This is a genomic window from Marilutibacter maris, assembly GCF_003233695.1.
GTDB lineage: Bacteria > Pseudomonadota > Gammaproteobacteria > Xanthomonadales > Xanthomonadaceae > Marilutibacter > Marilutibacter maris.
This window is the reverse complement of the sequence record NZ_CP029843.1, coordinates 2,346,154-2,361,501: the sequence shown is the minus strand read 5'-3', so window position 1 is coordinate 2,361,501 and position 15,348 is coordinate 2,346,154. Positions and strand designations below refer to the sequence as shown.

15 protein-coding genes are annotated in these 15,348 nt (G+C 69.4%); 3 read left to right on the top strand and 12 right to left on the bottom strand.

What is annotated here, in order from left to right:
* Positions 1-56: 56 nt before the first annotated feature.
* From yeiP to C9I47_RS10360, 9 genes are all read right to left on the bottom strand, one after another.
* Positions 57-623, bottom strand: a complete 567-nt coding sequence (yeiP, locus tag C9I47_RS10400) for an elongation factor P-like protein YeiP (protein WP_111266678.1) — start codon at positions 621-623, stop codon at positions 57-59.
* A gap of 51 nt (positions 624-674) precedes the next feature.
* The gene (locus C9I47_RS10395; RefSeq protein ID WP_111266677.1) at positions 675-1,445 is read right to left on the bottom strand and encodes an SDR family NAD(P)-dependent oxidoreductase; all 771 of its coding nucleotides are present in this window, start codon (positions 1,443-1,445) and stop codon (positions 675-677) included.
* Positions 1,446-1,597: 152 nt separating this feature from the next.
* Positions 1,598-2,179, bottom strand: coding sequence for a hypothetical protein (locus tag C9I47_RS10390; protein ID WP_145985494.1), 582 nt, complete (start codon positions 2,177-2,179; stop codon positions 1,598-1,600).
* A gap of 6 nt (positions 2,180-2,185) precedes the next feature.
* On the bottom strand, positions 2,186-2,803 hold the full coding sequence (locus C9I47_RS10385; RefSeq protein ID WP_111266675.1) for a hypothetical protein: 618 nt from the start codon (positions 2,801-2,803) through the stop codon (positions 2,186-2,188).
* A gap of 106 nt (positions 2,804-2,909) precedes the next feature.
* Complete coding sequence (locus C9I47_RS10380; protein ID WP_111266674.1) at positions 2,910-5,513, bottom strand: sensor domain-containing protein; 2,604 nt, start codon at positions 5,511-5,513, stop codon at positions 2,910-2,912.
* Positions 5,510-6,406, bottom strand: a complete 897-nt coding sequence (locus C9I47_RS10375) for a hydroxymethylglutaryl-CoA lyase (protein WP_111268084.1) — start codon at positions 6,404-6,406, stop codon at positions 5,510-5,512. The genes C9I47_RS10380 and C9I47_RS10375 overlap by 4 nt, the downstream gene beginning before the upstream one ends.
* Before the next feature lie 5 nt (positions 6,407-6,411).
* The gene (locus C9I47_RS10370) at positions 6,412-8,409 is read right to left on the bottom strand and encodes an acetyl-CoA carboxylase biotin carboxylase subunit (RefSeq protein ID WP_111268083.1); all 1,998 of its coding nucleotides are present in this window, start codon (positions 8,407-8,409) and stop codon (positions 6,412-6,414) included.
* A 17-nt stretch (positions 8,410-8,426) separates the two neighbouring features.
* Entirely contained in the window at positions 8,427-8,819 is a 393-nt protein-coding gene (locus C9I47_RS10365) for a VOC family protein (RefSeq protein WP_111266673.1), read from the bottom strand.
* 30 nt (positions 8,820-8,849) lie between these two features.
* Complete coding sequence (locus tag C9I47_RS10360; RefSeq protein ID WP_111266672.1) at positions 8,850-9,629, bottom strand: enoyl-CoA hydratase/isomerase family protein; 780 nt, start codon at positions 9,627-9,629, stop codon at positions 8,850-8,852.
* Positions 9,630-9,786: 157 nt separating this feature from the next.
* Here C9I47_RS10360 and C9I47_RS10355 point away from each other — a divergent pair, with 157 nt between their 5' ends.
* The 3 genes from C9I47_RS10355 to C9I47_RS10345 are packed head-to-tail and all read left to right on the top strand — an operon-like array spanning position 9,787 to position 12,142.
* A complete protein-coding gene (locus C9I47_RS10355) occupies positions 9,787-10,035 on the top strand; it encodes a FeoA family protein (protein WP_111268082.1) in 249 nt (82 codons plus the stop codon).
* The gene (feoB, locus tag C9I47_RS10350) at positions 10,032-11,900 is read left to right on the top strand and encodes a ferrous iron transport protein B (protein ID WP_111266671.1); all 1,869 of its coding nucleotides are present in this window, start codon (positions 10,032-10,034) and stop codon (positions 11,898-11,900) included. Before C9I47_RS10355 ends, feoB begins: the two co-directional genes overlap by 4 nt.
* Positions 11,900-12,142 carry a DUF6587 family protein gene (locus C9I47_RS10345; RefSeq protein ID WP_111266670.1) on the top strand — a complete coding sequence of 81 codons (243 nt, stop codon included), beginning with the start codon at positions 11,900-11,902 and terminating at the stop codon, positions 12,140-12,142. Before feoB ends, C9I47_RS10345 begins: the two co-directional genes overlap by 1 nt.
* A 365-nt stretch (positions 12,143-12,507) precedes the next feature.
* Here C9I47_RS10345 and C9I47_RS10340 read toward each other — a convergent pair whose 3' ends face one another.
* The 3 genes from C9I47_RS10340 to C9I47_RS10330 all read right to left on the bottom strand — a co-directional run bounded on the left by C9I47_RS10340 (position 12,508) and on the right by C9I47_RS10330 (position 15,320).
* Positions 12,508-12,879 (bottom strand): hypothetical protein, encoded by a 372-nt coding sequence (locus C9I47_RS10340; RefSeq protein WP_111266669.1) that lies wholly within the window; start codon positions 12,877-12,879, stop codon positions 12,508-12,510.
* Positions 12,876-13,439, bottom strand: a complete 564-nt coding sequence (locus C9I47_RS10335; RefSeq protein ID WP_111266668.1) for a bactofilin family protein — start codon at positions 13,437-13,439, stop codon at positions 12,876-12,878. The genes C9I47_RS10340 and C9I47_RS10335 overlap by 4 nt, the downstream gene beginning before the upstream one ends.
* Before the next feature lie 255 nt (positions 13,440-13,694).
* Entirely contained in the window at positions 13,695-15,320 is a 1,626-nt protein-coding gene (locus C9I47_RS10330; RefSeq protein WP_111266667.1) for a carboxyl transferase domain-containing protein, read from the bottom strand.
* Between the last annotated feature and the right edge of the window lie 28 nt (positions 15,321-15,348).

Below are 15,348 nucleotides of genomic sequence, written 5' to 3'. Positions count from 1 at the left end.
GCTGGCTCGGGCGACTGTAGGAGCGGCGCAAGCCGCGATCGGCGGACGGCCCCGCCTCAGTCGGCGCGGCCGGAGAACTCGCCGGTGCTGGTGTTGACCATCACCCGCTCGCCGTTGCCGACGTACTCCGGCACCATGATTTCCAGACCGGTCGACAGCTTGGCCGGCTTCGGGCGCTTGGTCGCGGTGCCGCCCTTGAGTTCCGGCGGGGTGTCGACGACCTCGATCGCCACCGTCTGCGGCAGTTGCAGGGCGACCGGCTGATCGTCGATCAGCTGGATATAACAACCCGACAGATCGTCGACGATATATCCGGCATCTTCTCCAATCACGTCGGCATCGAGCATGTACGGGGTGTAATCCTCGTCGTCCAGGAAAACGAAGGCCTCGCCGTCGCGGTACGAGTAGGTCGCCTGGCGGCGGCTGAGCTCGACTTCCTTCAGGTCGTCGTCGGCGTCGAAGCTGGCATCGAGCTTGTTGCCGCCGGGCACGCTGTACATGGTGAAGCGGAAGCGGACGTTGCCGCCGCGGCCCTGCGGCGAGCTGCGGTCGATGTCGCGGACCTGGTAGACGCCGTTGTTGTATTCGACGACGTTGCCTTTCTTGATATCGCTGGCTTTCATCGGGTGCCCTTGCTTGCTCCCTCCCCTGAGTCGGGGGAGGGGTGTGGAGGTTTACTTCGGTGCCAGGCGGGTGGCGCCGTCGAGGCGGATGGTCTCGCCGTTGAGGTAGGTGTTGCCGAGGATGTAGGCGACCAGGTCGGCGAACTCCTGCGGCTGGCCCAGGCGCGACGGGAACGGGATCGACGCGGCCAGCGACTGCTGCACGTTTTCCGGCATGCCGTCGACCATCGGGGTCCAGAACACGCCCGGGGCGACGGTCATCACGCGGATGCCGAAACGGGCCAGCTCGCGCGCCATCGGCAGGGTCATGCCGACCACGCCGCCCTTGGATGCGGAATAGGCGGCCTGGCCGATCTGGCCCTCGTAGGCGGCGACCGAGGCGGTGTTGACGATCACCCCGCGCTCGCCGTCGTTGCCCGGTTCGTTGTGCTGCATCAGGTTGGCGGCGGCCTTGGCGACGTTGAAGCTGCCGACCAGGTTGACCATCACCGTGGCCTGGAAGTTGCCCAGCGGCATCGGCGTCTCGCGGCCGAGCACGCGGCCGGCGCCGAGGATGCCGGCGCAGTTGACCAGGGTGTTCAGGCCACCGAGGAAGTCGTGCGCGGCCTGCACGTTGGCGGCGACCCCGTCCTCGGAGGTGACGTCGGTCTTGAAGTAGCGGGCCTTGGCCTCGCCGAGCTCGGCGACCGCGGTCGCGCCCTTGTCGTCGTTGACGTCGAACAGGGCGACCTTGCCGCCGTGGGCGACCAGATGGCGGGCCACCGCCAGGCCGAGGCCGGAAACGCCACCGGTGACGATGGCCAGGGAAGAATCGAGCTGCATGTCGTAAGGCTCCAGAAGCGGGGCGAGCCGAACATTCTAAGGCTTGCCGTGGTCCTGTGAGCGAAGGCGGCCGAGCCGGGCGCAACCGCCCGGTCGTGAGAAGACGCCACCCCGCCGCCGTCGATTGGCGGGGTGGCGTTTCCATGGCCGGTTCAGGCGGACGGATCGGTGCGGGTCAGGTCGGCACTGGCCTCGATGAAATCCGGGTCGGTCAGCAGTTCCCGGATCAGCTTCTGGACCGCTGCGCCGTAGCTGTCCATTGCGGCGGGGATCGCAACGGCTCCGATGAAGGAGGACTCCCACTGGTGCTCGGAGACCAACGTCTTGTCGAAAACCGTCTGGCCGCCGCGGGTCAGCACGAAGCGCGCGCCCACTTTCGCGTTGCCGGTGCCGATTCCTGCGCTCAGATCGTTGGCGACAAGCTCACCGCCGAGCTTCAGTTCGTTATCCGCGCTGTACCCACCCGAGGCTACGAGCTCCGCGATCAGTGCTTCGCGTAGATAGGTCGCGTAGGTACCATCGCTGCCGCCATGCAGGTGCGAGCCGCGCACGTTGAGAGATCTGTTCTCGACATCCTTGGCCGCCGTGAATGCGGCGACATCCATCTGCAGATGTCGTTGCAACAGCAAAGACGTATTATCGATCGATGGTTGGTACTTCGGTGCCGGCACTGAGACGCATGCAGTGAGCGACAGGAAGAGCATCGGCAGCAAAGTTGCCTTCAGAAGATTCATGTGGTGCTACTCCTGCTCAAAAGCGTCTTGCTTGGAGAGATTGTTGAGCGCGTTGAGCACCAACTGGTCGACCACCGTATTTACCGCTTCCTGCATCTGCATGGGCCTTAGACCTTCCGGACCGGAGTGGTTTCCGACCGTCGTGTGCATTGCGTGCCTGACAACGGTCTCGGTCGTTCTGTCGTTCATCGTATATGTGGCCTGGCAGACGTAGCCATCGGAGGCCATCGAGCCGATCAGACCGAAGGTGAGGCCTGTACCGAAACCTTTGGCCGCGGCGTTGTCGGTGATTGGCACGTTGTCGATCACGACCTTGAGCACGCCTGCCTGCATCCCGTCCGGAGTAGTCGAAACGCTGCTGAACATGCCCGACTCGGTGATGGCCGAGAGCACGCGCGGGCGCATGGTTTCGGTAGCCTTCGCGTTGGGGTTGCCCTTGGTGCGGAACTCGAACAGCACCTGGGCCGGTTGGGGGCGTTCTACTGCAGGCAAATCGGCCTTGGTGACGACGGGTAGCGCAGGATCGACATAGGACTTCATGCTCAGACAGCCGGACAGTGCCGTGCAGCTGACAATGGAAAAGAACACCGCGCGCAGTACGCGCAGGCGAAGGGCCTGATGCATTGATTCCCCCTGGAAAAAGTGGTTGCGGCGCGATTGCCGCACGCAATTTATAACGCGGGCGACTGTTTGGGTAAACGCTCGTGACTGGACGGAATGCGGATGTGGCTCAGGACGTCGTCTTGCCGTTGGCGTAGCGCTGCAGCAGCTGCTCCGGCGGCAGGCCGGGGGCGAACAGGAAGCCCTGGCCGATCTCGATTCCCAGTTGCAGCAGGAACTCGCGCTGCTCTTCGTTCTCGACGCCCTCGGCGATCATCTGCAGGCCCAGGCTGTTGGCGATGCCGTTCACCGCCTGGCAGACCGCGACGTCGGACTGGTTGCCGGGCACGCCCTGGATGAACAACTGGCTGAGCTTGAGGCCGTGGATCGGGAGCCGCCGCAGGTAGTTGAGCGCGCTGTAGCCCTCGCCGAAGTCGTCGATCGACAGCGACACCCCCATCGCGCGCAGTTCGTCGAAGGCGTGCCGGGTCTCGGGCGCGTCCTCGATCAGCACCCGCTCGGTGAATTCCAGCTCCAGCATGTGCCCGGGCAGGCCGGACTGGTCCAGCGCCTCGCGCACGCTGAGGATCAGGTCCTCGCTGAGGAACTGGCGGTAGGACACGTTGACCGCGATGCGGTCCAGCGCCAGCCCCTGGTCGCGCCAGTCGCGCAACTGGCGGCAGGCCTCGTGCAGGACCCAGCGGCCGATGCCGACGATGTCGCCGGTCGATTCGGCATGGTCGATGAAGCGATCCGGGCGCATCTCGCCCAGTGAGCGGTTGCGCCAGCGGATCAGTGCCTCGGTGCCGATCAGGAGCCCGCTGCGCATGTCGACCTGCGGCTGGTAGACCAGGTGGAACTCGTCGTTGTAGACCGCGCGGCGCAGGTGGGTCTCCAGTTGCAGCCGCTGCAGCTGGCGCTCGGCCAGCTCGGGGGTGAACGCCTGCCAGCCGTTGCGGCCACGGCGCTTGCTGTCGTACATCGCCACGTCGGCGCACTGGATCAGCTGCTGCGAGGACAGCCCGTCCTGCGGTGCGTGGGCGATGCCGATGCTGGCGGTGATGTTGAATTCCTCGCCGTCCAGGCGGAACGCGCGGTCGAATATCTCCAGGATGGCGTCGGCCAGGCGCTGCGGGCGCGCCGGGTCGTCCTGGGCCATGCAGATCACCAGGAACTCGTCGCCGCCGAAGCGCGCGATCAGGCCTTCCAGTCCGACCACGTGGGCGATCCGCTGCGAGGCGTCGATCAGCAGGCGATCGCCGGCGGCGTGGCCGAGCATGTCGTTGACGATCTTGAAGCGGTCCAGGTCGATGTAGAGCACCGCCAGTTGCGCGTGCTCGGGCTGCTCCAGCCAGCCGTCGAGCTGTTCCAGCACGGCGTCGCGGTTGAGCAGGCCGGTCAGCGGATCGGTGCGGGCCTGGATCCGCAGCATCTCCTCGGCCTGCTTGCGTTCGGTGATGTCCTGCAGGGTGCCGGTCAGGCGCGCACTGTAGGCGGTGCCGACCAGCGGTTCGCCGATGACCCGGATCCAGAACGGTTTGCCGCTGCCGTGGATGCCCTGCAGCTCCAGGTTGAGGCCGTTGCCGGAGGCCATCGCGCGGCTCAGCGCGTCGCGCAGCCGCTGCCGGTCCGGGACCTGCAGGCAGGCCATGAACGCGTCCATGTAGCGCGGCGCCGGATGGCAGCCGACGATCCGCTGCGCCTCGTCGGTCAGGTACAGCTCGTCGCGGCCGGCGTCCCACTCCCAGCCGCCGATGTGCGCCAGCGCCTGGGCGCGGTCGAACAGGGCGCTGTCGCGCTTGAGCGCGGTCACGTCCGAGTACAGCGAGAGGATCTGCCGCGGGCGGTCGCCGCCGGCGGGGTAGTGCGGCACCGAGGTCACCGACAGCCAGCTGAGCTGGCGCCGCTCGCGGTGATAGAAGCCCAGCAGGGTGCTTTCGATCGTGCGCCCCCATTGCAGCGCCCGTTGCGCCGGCCACTGGCCGGGCGGCAGCTCGCGGCCGTGCTCGTCGATCACCAGCCAGTTGTCCGGCCGCATCTCGTCCTCGAGGAACTTGCCCTTGCCGATGCCGAAGATCCGCATTGCCGCGGCATTGGCGAACATGTAGCGGCCGCCGGCGTCCTGCACCAGGATGCCCTGGTCGAGGGTCTCGACCAGTTCGCGGTAGCGCAGTTCGGCGTCGCGGCGGCCGCTGAGGTCGCGCGCGACCGCGACCAGGCATTCGCGGCCGTCGAACTGCAGCGCCGCCGAGTGCACCTCGACCGGGAACCGGGTGCCGTCGGCGCGCATGTTGGTGACTTCGATGACGTAGGTGTCGCCGCGGCGCAGGGTCTCGACCACCGGCGCCATGTGGTCGGCGGGCAGGTCGGGGTTGATCACGTGGATCGGGCGTCCGACCACGTCCTCGCGCGGACGCTTGTAGGCGCTCATGCCGGCGCGGTTGAGGTCGAGCACGATGCCGTCGTAGTCGATGATGCTGACCGGGTCGGGCACCGCGTGGAACAGCGCGTCGTAGCGCCGGCGGGCGTTGTCGGCGTCGGCGTGAGAACGCAGCAGCGCGTCGCGCGCCTCGCGCAGCAGGGCGCGGGTGGCTTCCGGTTGCGCCGGATCGTCGATCGCGCGCTGCAGGCCGGTCAGGAGCCGCTCGTCGGGGGCGCCGTCCGTCGTCGCGCGCTCCACCGGGCCGTCGTCGACGGCGGTGCGGCTGTCGCGCGCGGACGGCGGCAGGGTCATGAGGCCGCCAGCGCCTTCGCGACCCTGGAGCCGCTGTCGCGGCCGAGCAGGGCGGCCAGCCAGCGCCCGGTGTCGGCGAGCGCGTCCAGCTCGATGCCGGTGTCCACGCCCATGCCGTGCAGCATGTAGACGACGTCCTCGGTGGCGACGTTGCCGCTGGCGCCCTTGGCGTAGGGGCAGCCGCCGGTGCCGGAGACCGCCGCGTCGACCACCGCGACGCCCTCCTCCAGGCAGGCGAGGATGTTCGCCAGCGCCTGGCCGTAGGTGTCGTGGAAATGCACCGCCAGCGCCGCCATCGGCACCTCGGCGGCGACCGCGCGCAGCATCGCCCGCGCCTTGCCGGGCGTGCCGACGCCGATGGTGTCGCCCAGCGAGACCTCGTAGCAGCCCATCTCGTGCAGGGCGCCGGCGACCCGCGCCACGTCGGCGAGCGGCACCTCGCCCTGGTACGGGCAGCCGAGCACGGTCGACACGTAGCCGCGCACGCGCACGCCGTCCTCGCGGGCGCGCGCCATCACCGGCGCGAAGCGCTGCAGCGACTCGTCGATGCCGGCGTTGATGTTCTTGCGGTTGAACGCTTCCGAGGCGGCGGTGAACACCGCGATCTCCTCGACCCCGACCTCGCGCGCGCGCTCGTAGCCTTTCTCGTTCGGCACCAGCACCGGGTAGTGCACGCCGGGCCGGCGGGCGATGCCGGCATAGACCTCGGCGGCGTCGGCCAGCTGCGGCACCCACTTGGGGCTGACGAAGCTGGTCGCCTCGATGCTGCGCAGGCCGGTCGCCGACAGCCGGTCGATCAACGCGATCTTGTCGGCGGTCGCGACCAGCGCCTTCTCGTTCTGCAGGCCGTCGCGCGGACCGACCTCGACGATGCGTACCTGGGCGGGTGTCATGGCGCTCATGATGCCAGCGCCACCAGCACCGCGTCTGCATCGACGAAGTCGCCGGCCGCGGCCTGGACCTGGGCGACCTTGCCGTCGCGAGGCGCCTTCAGGCTCAGCTCCATCTTCATCGCCTCGATCACCATCAGTTCCTGGCCCGCCTCGACCTCGTCGCCTTCGCCGACCCGGACCACCACGACCCGTCCCGGCATCGGTGCGATCAGCGCGTCCGCCGCGGCCGCGTCGCCGGCATGGTCGGCCTGGTACATCGCCACCGGATTCAGTTGCAGACGGCGCTCGCCGTCGTGGACGACCTGGGTACGGCCGTCGTCGATCACCGACATGCGCAGCCCCCGATCTCCGATACGGAAGCTGAGTCGCCCCTCGGCCAGGCGCGCGCCGGCGATCGGGTAAGTGTCGCCTGCATATTCGATGCGGTAGTCGCCGCCGCTGCCCTGGGCGTGCAGTTCCAGCCGCTGACCGCGGTGCAGCAGGGCCAGGCTGCGGCGGCTGCCGTGGCCGAGCCGCCAGCCGTCGGCGATCGCCCAGGGCGAATGCGGGTCGGCCGAGGCGCGTGCCTGTTCGCGGGTGAGCTGCTCCTGCTCCAGCAGCACCGCGACCGCGCCGGCCAGCAGCATGTCGGTATCGACGGCCTGGTCGGCGCCGGTGAACTCGTCCAGATGGCGGTCCAGGTAGCCGGTGTCGATGCTGCCGTCGACCACGGCCGGGTGACGGGCGAGCCGCTCCAGGAACGCGATGTTGGACTTCGGACCTTCGATCGCGCACCGCGACAACGCTTCGCGCAGGCGGGCGAGGGCGGTCGCGCGGTCGCGGTCGTGGACGATGAGCTTGGCGATCATCGGGTCGTAGAAGATCGTCACCGTGTCGCCCTCGATCACGCCGGCGTCGATCCGCACATGGGCGTCGGGAGCCGGCAGCCGCAGCCGCTCCAGCCGTCCGGAGCCGGGCAGGAAGCCGGCCTCCGGGTCCTCGGCATAGAGCCGGACCTCGATGGCGTGACCGTCCTGGCGGACCTGCTCCTGGGTCAGCGGCAGCGCTTCGCCGCTGGCGATCCGCAGCTGCCACTCGACCAGGTCCAGCCCGGTGACCTTCTCGGTGACCGGATGCTCGACCTGCAGACGGGTGTTGATCTCCATGAAATAGAAATGCCCGTCCTGGCTGACGATGAACTCGACCGTGCCGGCGTTGACATAGTCGATCGTGCGCGCGGCCAGCACCGCCGCCTCGCCCATCGCCTGGCGCAGTTTGGGACTCAGGAACGGCGACGGCGACTCCTCCAGCACCTTCTGGTAGCGGCGCTGGGCCGAACACTCGCGTTCGTTGAGGTGCATCGCGCCGCCGTGGCTGTCGCCGAACACCTGGATCTCGATGTGGCGCGGCTTCTCGACATAGCGCTCCAGCAGCACGCGATCGCGCCCGAACGCATTGGCGGCCTCGCGCTGGCAGCTCTCCAGGTTGGCGATGAACTCGCCGGCCTCGCGGACGATGCGCATGCCCTTGCCGCCGCCGCCGTGGGCGGCCTTGATCATCAGCGGGTAGCCGATGCGGTCGGCCTCGGCCTGCAGCAGTCCGGGCGACTGGTCCTCGCCGGTGTAGCCGGGCACCACCGGGACCCCGGCCGCCTCCATCAGCTGCTTGGCGCCGGCCTTGCTGCCCATCTTGCGCATCGACGCCGCCTTCGGGCCGATGAACACCAGGCCGGCGGCCTCGACCGCATCGGCGAAGTCGGCGTTCTCGCTGAGGAAGCCGTAGCCGGGATGGATCGCCTGCGCGCCGCTGCGCACCGCCACCTCCAGGATCGCGTCGCCGCGCAGGTAGCTGTCGGCCGGACGCGGGCCGCCGATGCAGTAGGCCTCGTCGGCCTGGCGCACGTGCTGGGCGTCGGCGTCGGCCTCGGAATAGACCGCGACGGTGCGGATGCCCATCTGGCGGCAGCTGCGGATGACCCGGCAGGCGATCTCGCCGCGGTTGGCGATCAGGATCTTGTTGAACATCTTCGATGACGGCGACATCAGGCTGAGCCCTCGGGCAGGTGGCAAACGGCCTCGATGTTGTGGCCATCCGGGTCGATCAGGAACGCGCCGTAATAGTCCGGGTGGTAGATCGTGCGCAGCCCCGGGGCGCCATTGTCGCGGGCGCCGGCGGCCAGGCCGGCGGCGTGGAAGGCATCGACCTGGGCGCGCGAGGACACCGAGAAGGCGACATGGCTGGCCGCCACCGCATCGGCCTCGGAAATCCAGAAGTCGGGCTTGCCGCGGCCGAAGCCGGCGGTCGGCCGTCCGCTTTCGGTGACGCTGGCCGGCACCTCCATCACCAGCGCGGCGCCGATGCTGGCCAGGGTGCTGAGGTAGAACGCCTTGCTGCGGGCGTAGTCCGCAACCGGGATTCCGATGTGGTCGATCATGGCGGTTCTCCTTGTGCCTGCCGCGCCGGATCAGACCCAGGAGGGTCGGCGCTTGTCGAGGAAGGCGGACAGGCCTTCCTGTCCTTCCGGCGATACCCGCAGGCGGGCGATCAGCGCGGCGTTGTCGGTGTCGTGGCGGTCGCGGTCGGCATGGGCGGCGACCTCGCGCACCAGCCGCTTGGCGGTCGCGGTGGCGACCGGGCCGGCCTTGAGCAGCAGCCCGATCTGGCGCTCGACCGCCTCGTCCAGGGCCTCGCCGGCGACGACCTCGTGCAGCAGGCCGATCCGGTGCGCCTGTTCGGCGTCGAAGATCTCGGCGGTGGCGAACAGCCGCCGCGCCTGGCGCGGCCCGATCGCCTCGATCACGTAGGGCGAGATCACCGCCGGCAGCAGGCCCAGCTTGGCCTCGGTCAGACCGAACTTGGCCCCGCTCGCGCCGATCGCGATGTCGCAGCAGGCGATCAGGCCGACGCCGCCGCCGAACGCGGCGCCGTGGACGCGGGCGATGGTCGGCTTCGGCAGCTCGTCGAGGTTCCGCATCAGCCGCGCCAGCGCCAGCGAATCCTCGCGGTTCTCGTCCTCGCTGGCCGCCGCCATCGAGCGCATCCAGTTCAGGTCGGCGCCGGCGGAGAACGAGGCGCCTTCGCCCTCCAGCACCACCACCCGGACGCCGTCGTCGTCGGCCAGCGCCCGCAGGGCGTCGGTCAGTCCGGCGATCAGGGTCGCATCGAAGGCGTTGTGCAGTTCGGGACGGTTGAGCCGCAGACGGGCGACTGCGCCGTCGCGCAGGATCAACAGGGGGACGGTCATCGCGTGCTTTGCCGGATCGGTCGGAACAGCCGTCGATGATAAGGCAACGCCCGATAAATCCGCTGCAGTAGGGTTTCGGGGGGTGTCGCACGGTGGCGCGAATCGGTCGTGGTCGATGCTAGAATGAGAACAATTCCTATTTGCTCAGGTGCGCGACTTGAAGCTGTCAGAACTGCCGCGCCGCGTCGCGGCCATCGTCGAGAGCGTTGAGGATGCGATGCCCAACGACGCCATTGCCCGCCGTCTGCGCGAGCTGGGCTTCGTCGCCGGCGAGCGCGTCGAGCTGATGGCCGCCGGTCCGTTCACCGCCGAACCGCTGCTGGTCCAGGTCGGCTTCACCCGTTTCGCGTTGCGCCGGGTCGAGGCCGCGCGCGTGCGCGTGGCGATGGCGGGAGACCCGGCATGAGCGAGGCACGCGCCCTGCGCCTGGCCCTGGTCGGCAGCCCCAACTGCGGCAAGACCGCGTTGTTCAACCAGCTGACCGGCAGCCGCCAGAAGGTCGCCAACTACGCCGGCGTCACCGTCGAGCGCAAGGAGGGCCGCCTGCACGGCCCGTCCGGCCGCCACTACGCGGTGCTCGACCTGCCCGGCGCCTACAGCTTCCATGCCGCGAGTCTGGACGAGGCGGTGACCCGCGACCTCTGCCGCGGCTTCTATCCGGGCGAGGCGGCGCCGGACGTGATCGTCTGCGTGGTCGACGCGACCAATCTGCGCCTGCACTTGCGCTTCGCGCTGGAAGTGCGCGCGCTGGGCAAGCCGATGGTGCTGGCGGTCAACATGATGGACGCCGCGCACCGGCGCGGGATCGAGGTCGACCTGCAGGCGCTGGAGCGCGAACTCGGGGTGCCGGTGGTGGCGACCGTCGCGGTGCAGCGCCACGGCGCGCGCGACCTGGTCGCCAGGATCGAGGCGCTCGGCACCGAGCCGCACGAGCCGGACCGGCAGATGCCCGAGGGCGCCGCCGAGGATGCCGACGCCCTGCACGCGGAGACGCGGCGGCTGCTGTCGCTGGCGGTGAGCATGCCGCGCCGCACCGCCGCGGTCGACGACGCGCTGGACCGCTGGCTGCTGCACCCGGTGTTCGGACTGGTCGCGCTGGCGACGGTGATGTTCCTGATCTTCCAGGCGGTCTACGCCTGGGCGACGCCGGTGATGGACCTGATCGACGGCGGCACCGGCGCGCTCGGCGAATGGGTCGTCGCGACCCTGCCGGAAGGGCCGCTGACCAGCCTGCTCGCCGACGGCATCATCGCCGGCCTCGGCGGGGTGATCGTGTTCCTGCCGCAGATCCTGATCCTGTTCGCCTTCATCCTTGCGCTGGAGGAGTCCGGCTACCTGCCGCGCGCGGCCTTCCTGCTCGACCGGCTGATGGCCTCGGCGGGACTGTCGGGGCGTTCGTTCATTCCGCTGCTGTCGAGCTTCGCCTGCGCGATTCCCGGGATCATGGCGACGCGCTCGATCCAGGACCCGCGCGACCGCCTGGCGACGATCCTGGTCGCCCCGCTGATGACCTGCTCGGCGCGACTGCCGGTCTATGCGCTCTTGATCGGCGCCTTCATCCCGCAACAGAAGGTCGGCCTGTTCAACCTGCAGGGCCTGGTCCTGTTCGCGCTGTACATGGCCGGCATCCTCAGCGCGCTGGCGGTGTCGTGGGTGATGAAGAAATGGCGCCGCGACAAGGGCGAGCACCCGTTGCTGCTGGAGCTGCCGTCCTACCGCATCCCGCATCCGCGCGATCTGCTGATCGGCCTGTGGGAGCGGGCGTGGATCTTCCTGCGCCGGGTCGGCGGCATCATCCTGTCGCTGACCATCCTGCTGTGGTTCCTGCTGAACTTCCCGGGTGCGCCCGAAGGCGCGACCGGCCCGGCGATCGACTACAGCTTCGCCGGCCGCATCGGCCACGCGATGACCGCGATCTTCGCGCCGCTGGGCTTCAACTGGCAGATCTGCATCGCGCTGATTCCCGGCATGGCCGCGCGCGAGGTGGCGGTGTCGTCGCTGGCCACGGTCTATGCGTTGTCCGCGGCCGACGACGATGCCGCGACCCAGGCGCTGACACCGGTGATCAGCGACGGCTGGTCGCTGGCGACCGCACTGGCGCTGTTGGTGTGGTTCATCTATGCGCCGCAGTGCATCTCGACCCTGGCGACGATCAAGCGCGAGACCGGCTCCTGGAAGCAGGTCGCGATCTCGGCCGGCTACCTGTTCGCGCTGGCCTACCTGGCCGCGATGCTGACCTACCAGGTCGCGGCGGCGCTGGGAGCGGGCTGATGGAGGGCGGGCTGCTGCTGCAGTACCTGCTGATCGCCGTGGCGGTGCTGGCCAGCGCCGGCTACGTGATGCAGCGGCAGATGCCGGCGTTCACCCGCCGGCTGCGGGTCGCCTGCGCGGTGCCGCTGGTGCGCGAGGGCCGACCCGGCTGGATGCGCGCGCTGGGACGCTGGATCGCACCGTCCGGCACCGGGGCCGCCGGCGCCTGTGGCGGCTGCGACGGTTGCGGCCCGGCGGACTGAACGGGCCGCTCCCCGACTCGGGCAATCGCGGCTTACGCCGTTCCTACGAAGCGCCCACGCCCCAACGACACCCGGACCGTAACCCAGCCCCCTGAGTCAGGGGGCGATTCGTGCCGCAGGCACGAATGGGGGTGTGGAAGCGCACCGGCGGGGCCCAAGGTTTGCGCAGCAAACTTTGGGAGATATCCGGGCGCAGCCGGATATCGTTCCCCCCTGACTCAGGGGGCGGACAGACGACCACGACCGCTTTTCGTAGGAGCGGCGTAAGCCGCGAGCCGTTCGTGACGGGAAGGGCGACGGCCACCGGCTGCGGATGGCCGCCCGTCGTGCGGGCGGCGGAGCAGGGGGCCGTGCGCGCGGGCCGCTCAGTGGCGGCTGCGGCCCTTGCCGGCGCGGTAGCCCTTGACCTCGAGCGCCTCCACCGCGAGGGTGAAGCTGCGCTCCTCGCCCGGGTAGAGCGCGCCGACACCGATCACCTGGCGGTCGATCTCCTCGCCGCGCTCGTTGCGGATCGAGACCACCATCGAATACTCCAGCGCGCCGTCGCTGGGCTGCGGGCGGATCGTGCCTTCCACCCGCAACGGCACCGTGCGCTGCGCCTTCGATCCGATCGCGTCGGGATCGAAGCGCAGGTGGTGCTGGCACGCGGGACAGACGTTCGCGCTTTCGAGGATCGTGGTCTTGCAGTGCGGGCAGGTCCGCGTCGCGCCAGGCGTGCCTGGGCGGATCGCGCTCATGCGCCGGCGCCGTTCTCCCCGGCCGATCCCTTGCCGTTGGACTGGCCGTTCGACTTGCCGCCTTCCTTGCCGCTCCAGCCGAACTCGACCTGGCCGCGCATCTTGGAGCCGGCGGCCACGGTGACCGTGCCGGCCTTGATGTCGCCGATCATCGCGCCGCTGTCGAGCAGCTCGACCCGTTCGGCGGCATCGATGTTGCCTTCCAGCTCGCCGGCGATGATCACCTTGCGGGCCTTGACCCCACCGTTGAGCTTGGCGCCGACCTCGATGGTCAGGTCGCCCTGCACATTGACGTCGCCCTTGAACTTGCCGGCCAGGCGCACGTGGCCGGAGCCCTCGATCTTGCCCTCGATGGTCAGGTCGGAAGCGATCACCGATTCCTTCAGCTGCGGCTGCGCGCCGGCCGACGGCGTGGTGCGCGGGCTGGTCGCGGCGGTGTTGTTCTGCGCGGCGAACGACGGCTCGGGACGCGTCTCGACCGCGCGCGGAGCCGGCGTGTCCGACGGCGGCGGCGGGTTGTCGCGTTTCTGGGGGGAGGCGGGGCTGTTGAAGATGGCCATCGTGCGGAACTCCTCTGGCGGGGTTTGGGCGCAAGCCGGAAAGAACGTCAGCGGATTACGCTAGCACGCGTTTTTCAGGCCTTTCCGTGCGAGGGTTCTCAACAACCGCCAACCATCCGACGAGCGGTTGCCGTCGGTTGGCCTGGCTTCATCTGGGCGCGACGGCAGGACCGGCGGACGACATCGCACCGTCACCGGCGCGTCATTGCCATGCCACGAGCGCCGCGACCCGGTCGGCCGCAAGCGCGGACGCGGCTACATCCGGAACACGCCGAAGCGGGTGCCGTCGCGGCCGGGGCCGCTCTCGATCGGTGCGTTGAGGCTGGCCGACAGGCCCAGGCCGAGCACGCGGCGGGTATCGGCGGGGTCGATGATGCCGTCGTCCCACAGCCGCGCGGTCGCGTACCAGGGGCTGCCCTGGGTCTCGTACTGGTCGCGGATCGGCGCCTTGAAGCTTTCTTCCTCGTCCGCGCTCCATTGCCCGCCGCGCGCCTCGATGCCGTCGCGGCGGACCGTCGCCAGCACACTGGCCGCCTGCTCGCCGCCCATGACGCTGATCCGCGCGTTCGGCCACATCCACAGGAAGCGGGAACCGTAGGCGCGACCGCACATCGCGTAGTTGCCGGCGCCGAAGCTGCCGCCGATCACCACGGTGAACTTGGGCACATGCGAGCAGGCCACCGCGGTGACCATCTTGGCCCCGTCCTTGGCGATGCCGGCCTGCTCGTACTTCTTGCCGACCATGAAGCCGGTGATGTTCTGCAGGAACACCAGCGGGATGCCGCGCTGGTTGCACAACTCGATGAAGTGCGCGCCCTTGAGCGCGCTCTCGGCGAACAGGATGCCGTTGTTGGCGACGATGCCGACCGGGTAGCCGTGGATGTGGGCGAAGCCGGTGACCAGGGTCTTGCCGTAGCGGGCCTTGAACTCCTGCAGCTCGCTGCCGTCGGTGACCCGCGCGATCACCTCGCGGATGTCGAACGGGCGGCGGGTGTCCCTGGGCACGATCCCGTACAGCTCCTCGGCCGGGTAGCGCGGCTCGAGCGCGGCGCGGGTCGCCACCGGCACGCGCTTGCGCCGGTTGAAGGTGCCGACGATGTCGCGCGCGATCTGCAGCGCGTGGCGGTCGTCCTCGGCAAAGTGGTCGGCCACGCCGGACACGCTGGTATGGACGTCGGCGCCGCCGAGGGTCTCGGCATCGACGATCTCGCCGGTGGCCGCCTTCACCAGCGGCGGACCGCCGAGGAAGATCGTGCCCTGTTCCTTGACGATCACCGACTCGTCGCACATCGCCGGCACGTAGGCGCCGCCGGCGGTGCAGCTGCCCATCACCACCGCGACCTGGGGAATGTTCTCCCCGCTCATCCGCGCCTGGTTGTAGAAGATGCGGCCGAAGTGCTCCTTGTCCGGGAACACCTGGTCCTGCAATGGCAGGAACGCGCCGCCGGAGTCGACCAGGTACACGCAGGGCAGGTTGTTCTCGCGCGCGATCTCCTGCGCGCGCAGGTGCTTCTTCACCGTCATCGGGAAGTAGGTGCCGCCCTTGACGGTCGCGTCGTTGGCGACGACCACCACTTCCTGGCCCATCACCCGGCCGATGCCGCAGACCATGCCGGCGGCCGGCGCGGCGCCGTCGTACATCTCCTCAGCGGCCAGCGGCGCGATTTCCAGGAATGGCGAGCCGGGATCGAGCAGGGCGGTGATGCGGTCGCGGACCAGCAGCTTGCCGCGCTCGGTGTGCTTGTCGCGCGCCTTGTCGCCGCCGCCCTGGGCGGCGCGGGCGAGGCGGGCGTCGAGTTCGTCGACCAGGGCACGGTGGTAGGCCGCGTTGTCCTGGAAGTCCTGCGAGCGCGGGTCGAGCTGGGAGGTGATCGCGGGCATGGGCGGGGGCATGGCGGAAAGAGGTCGG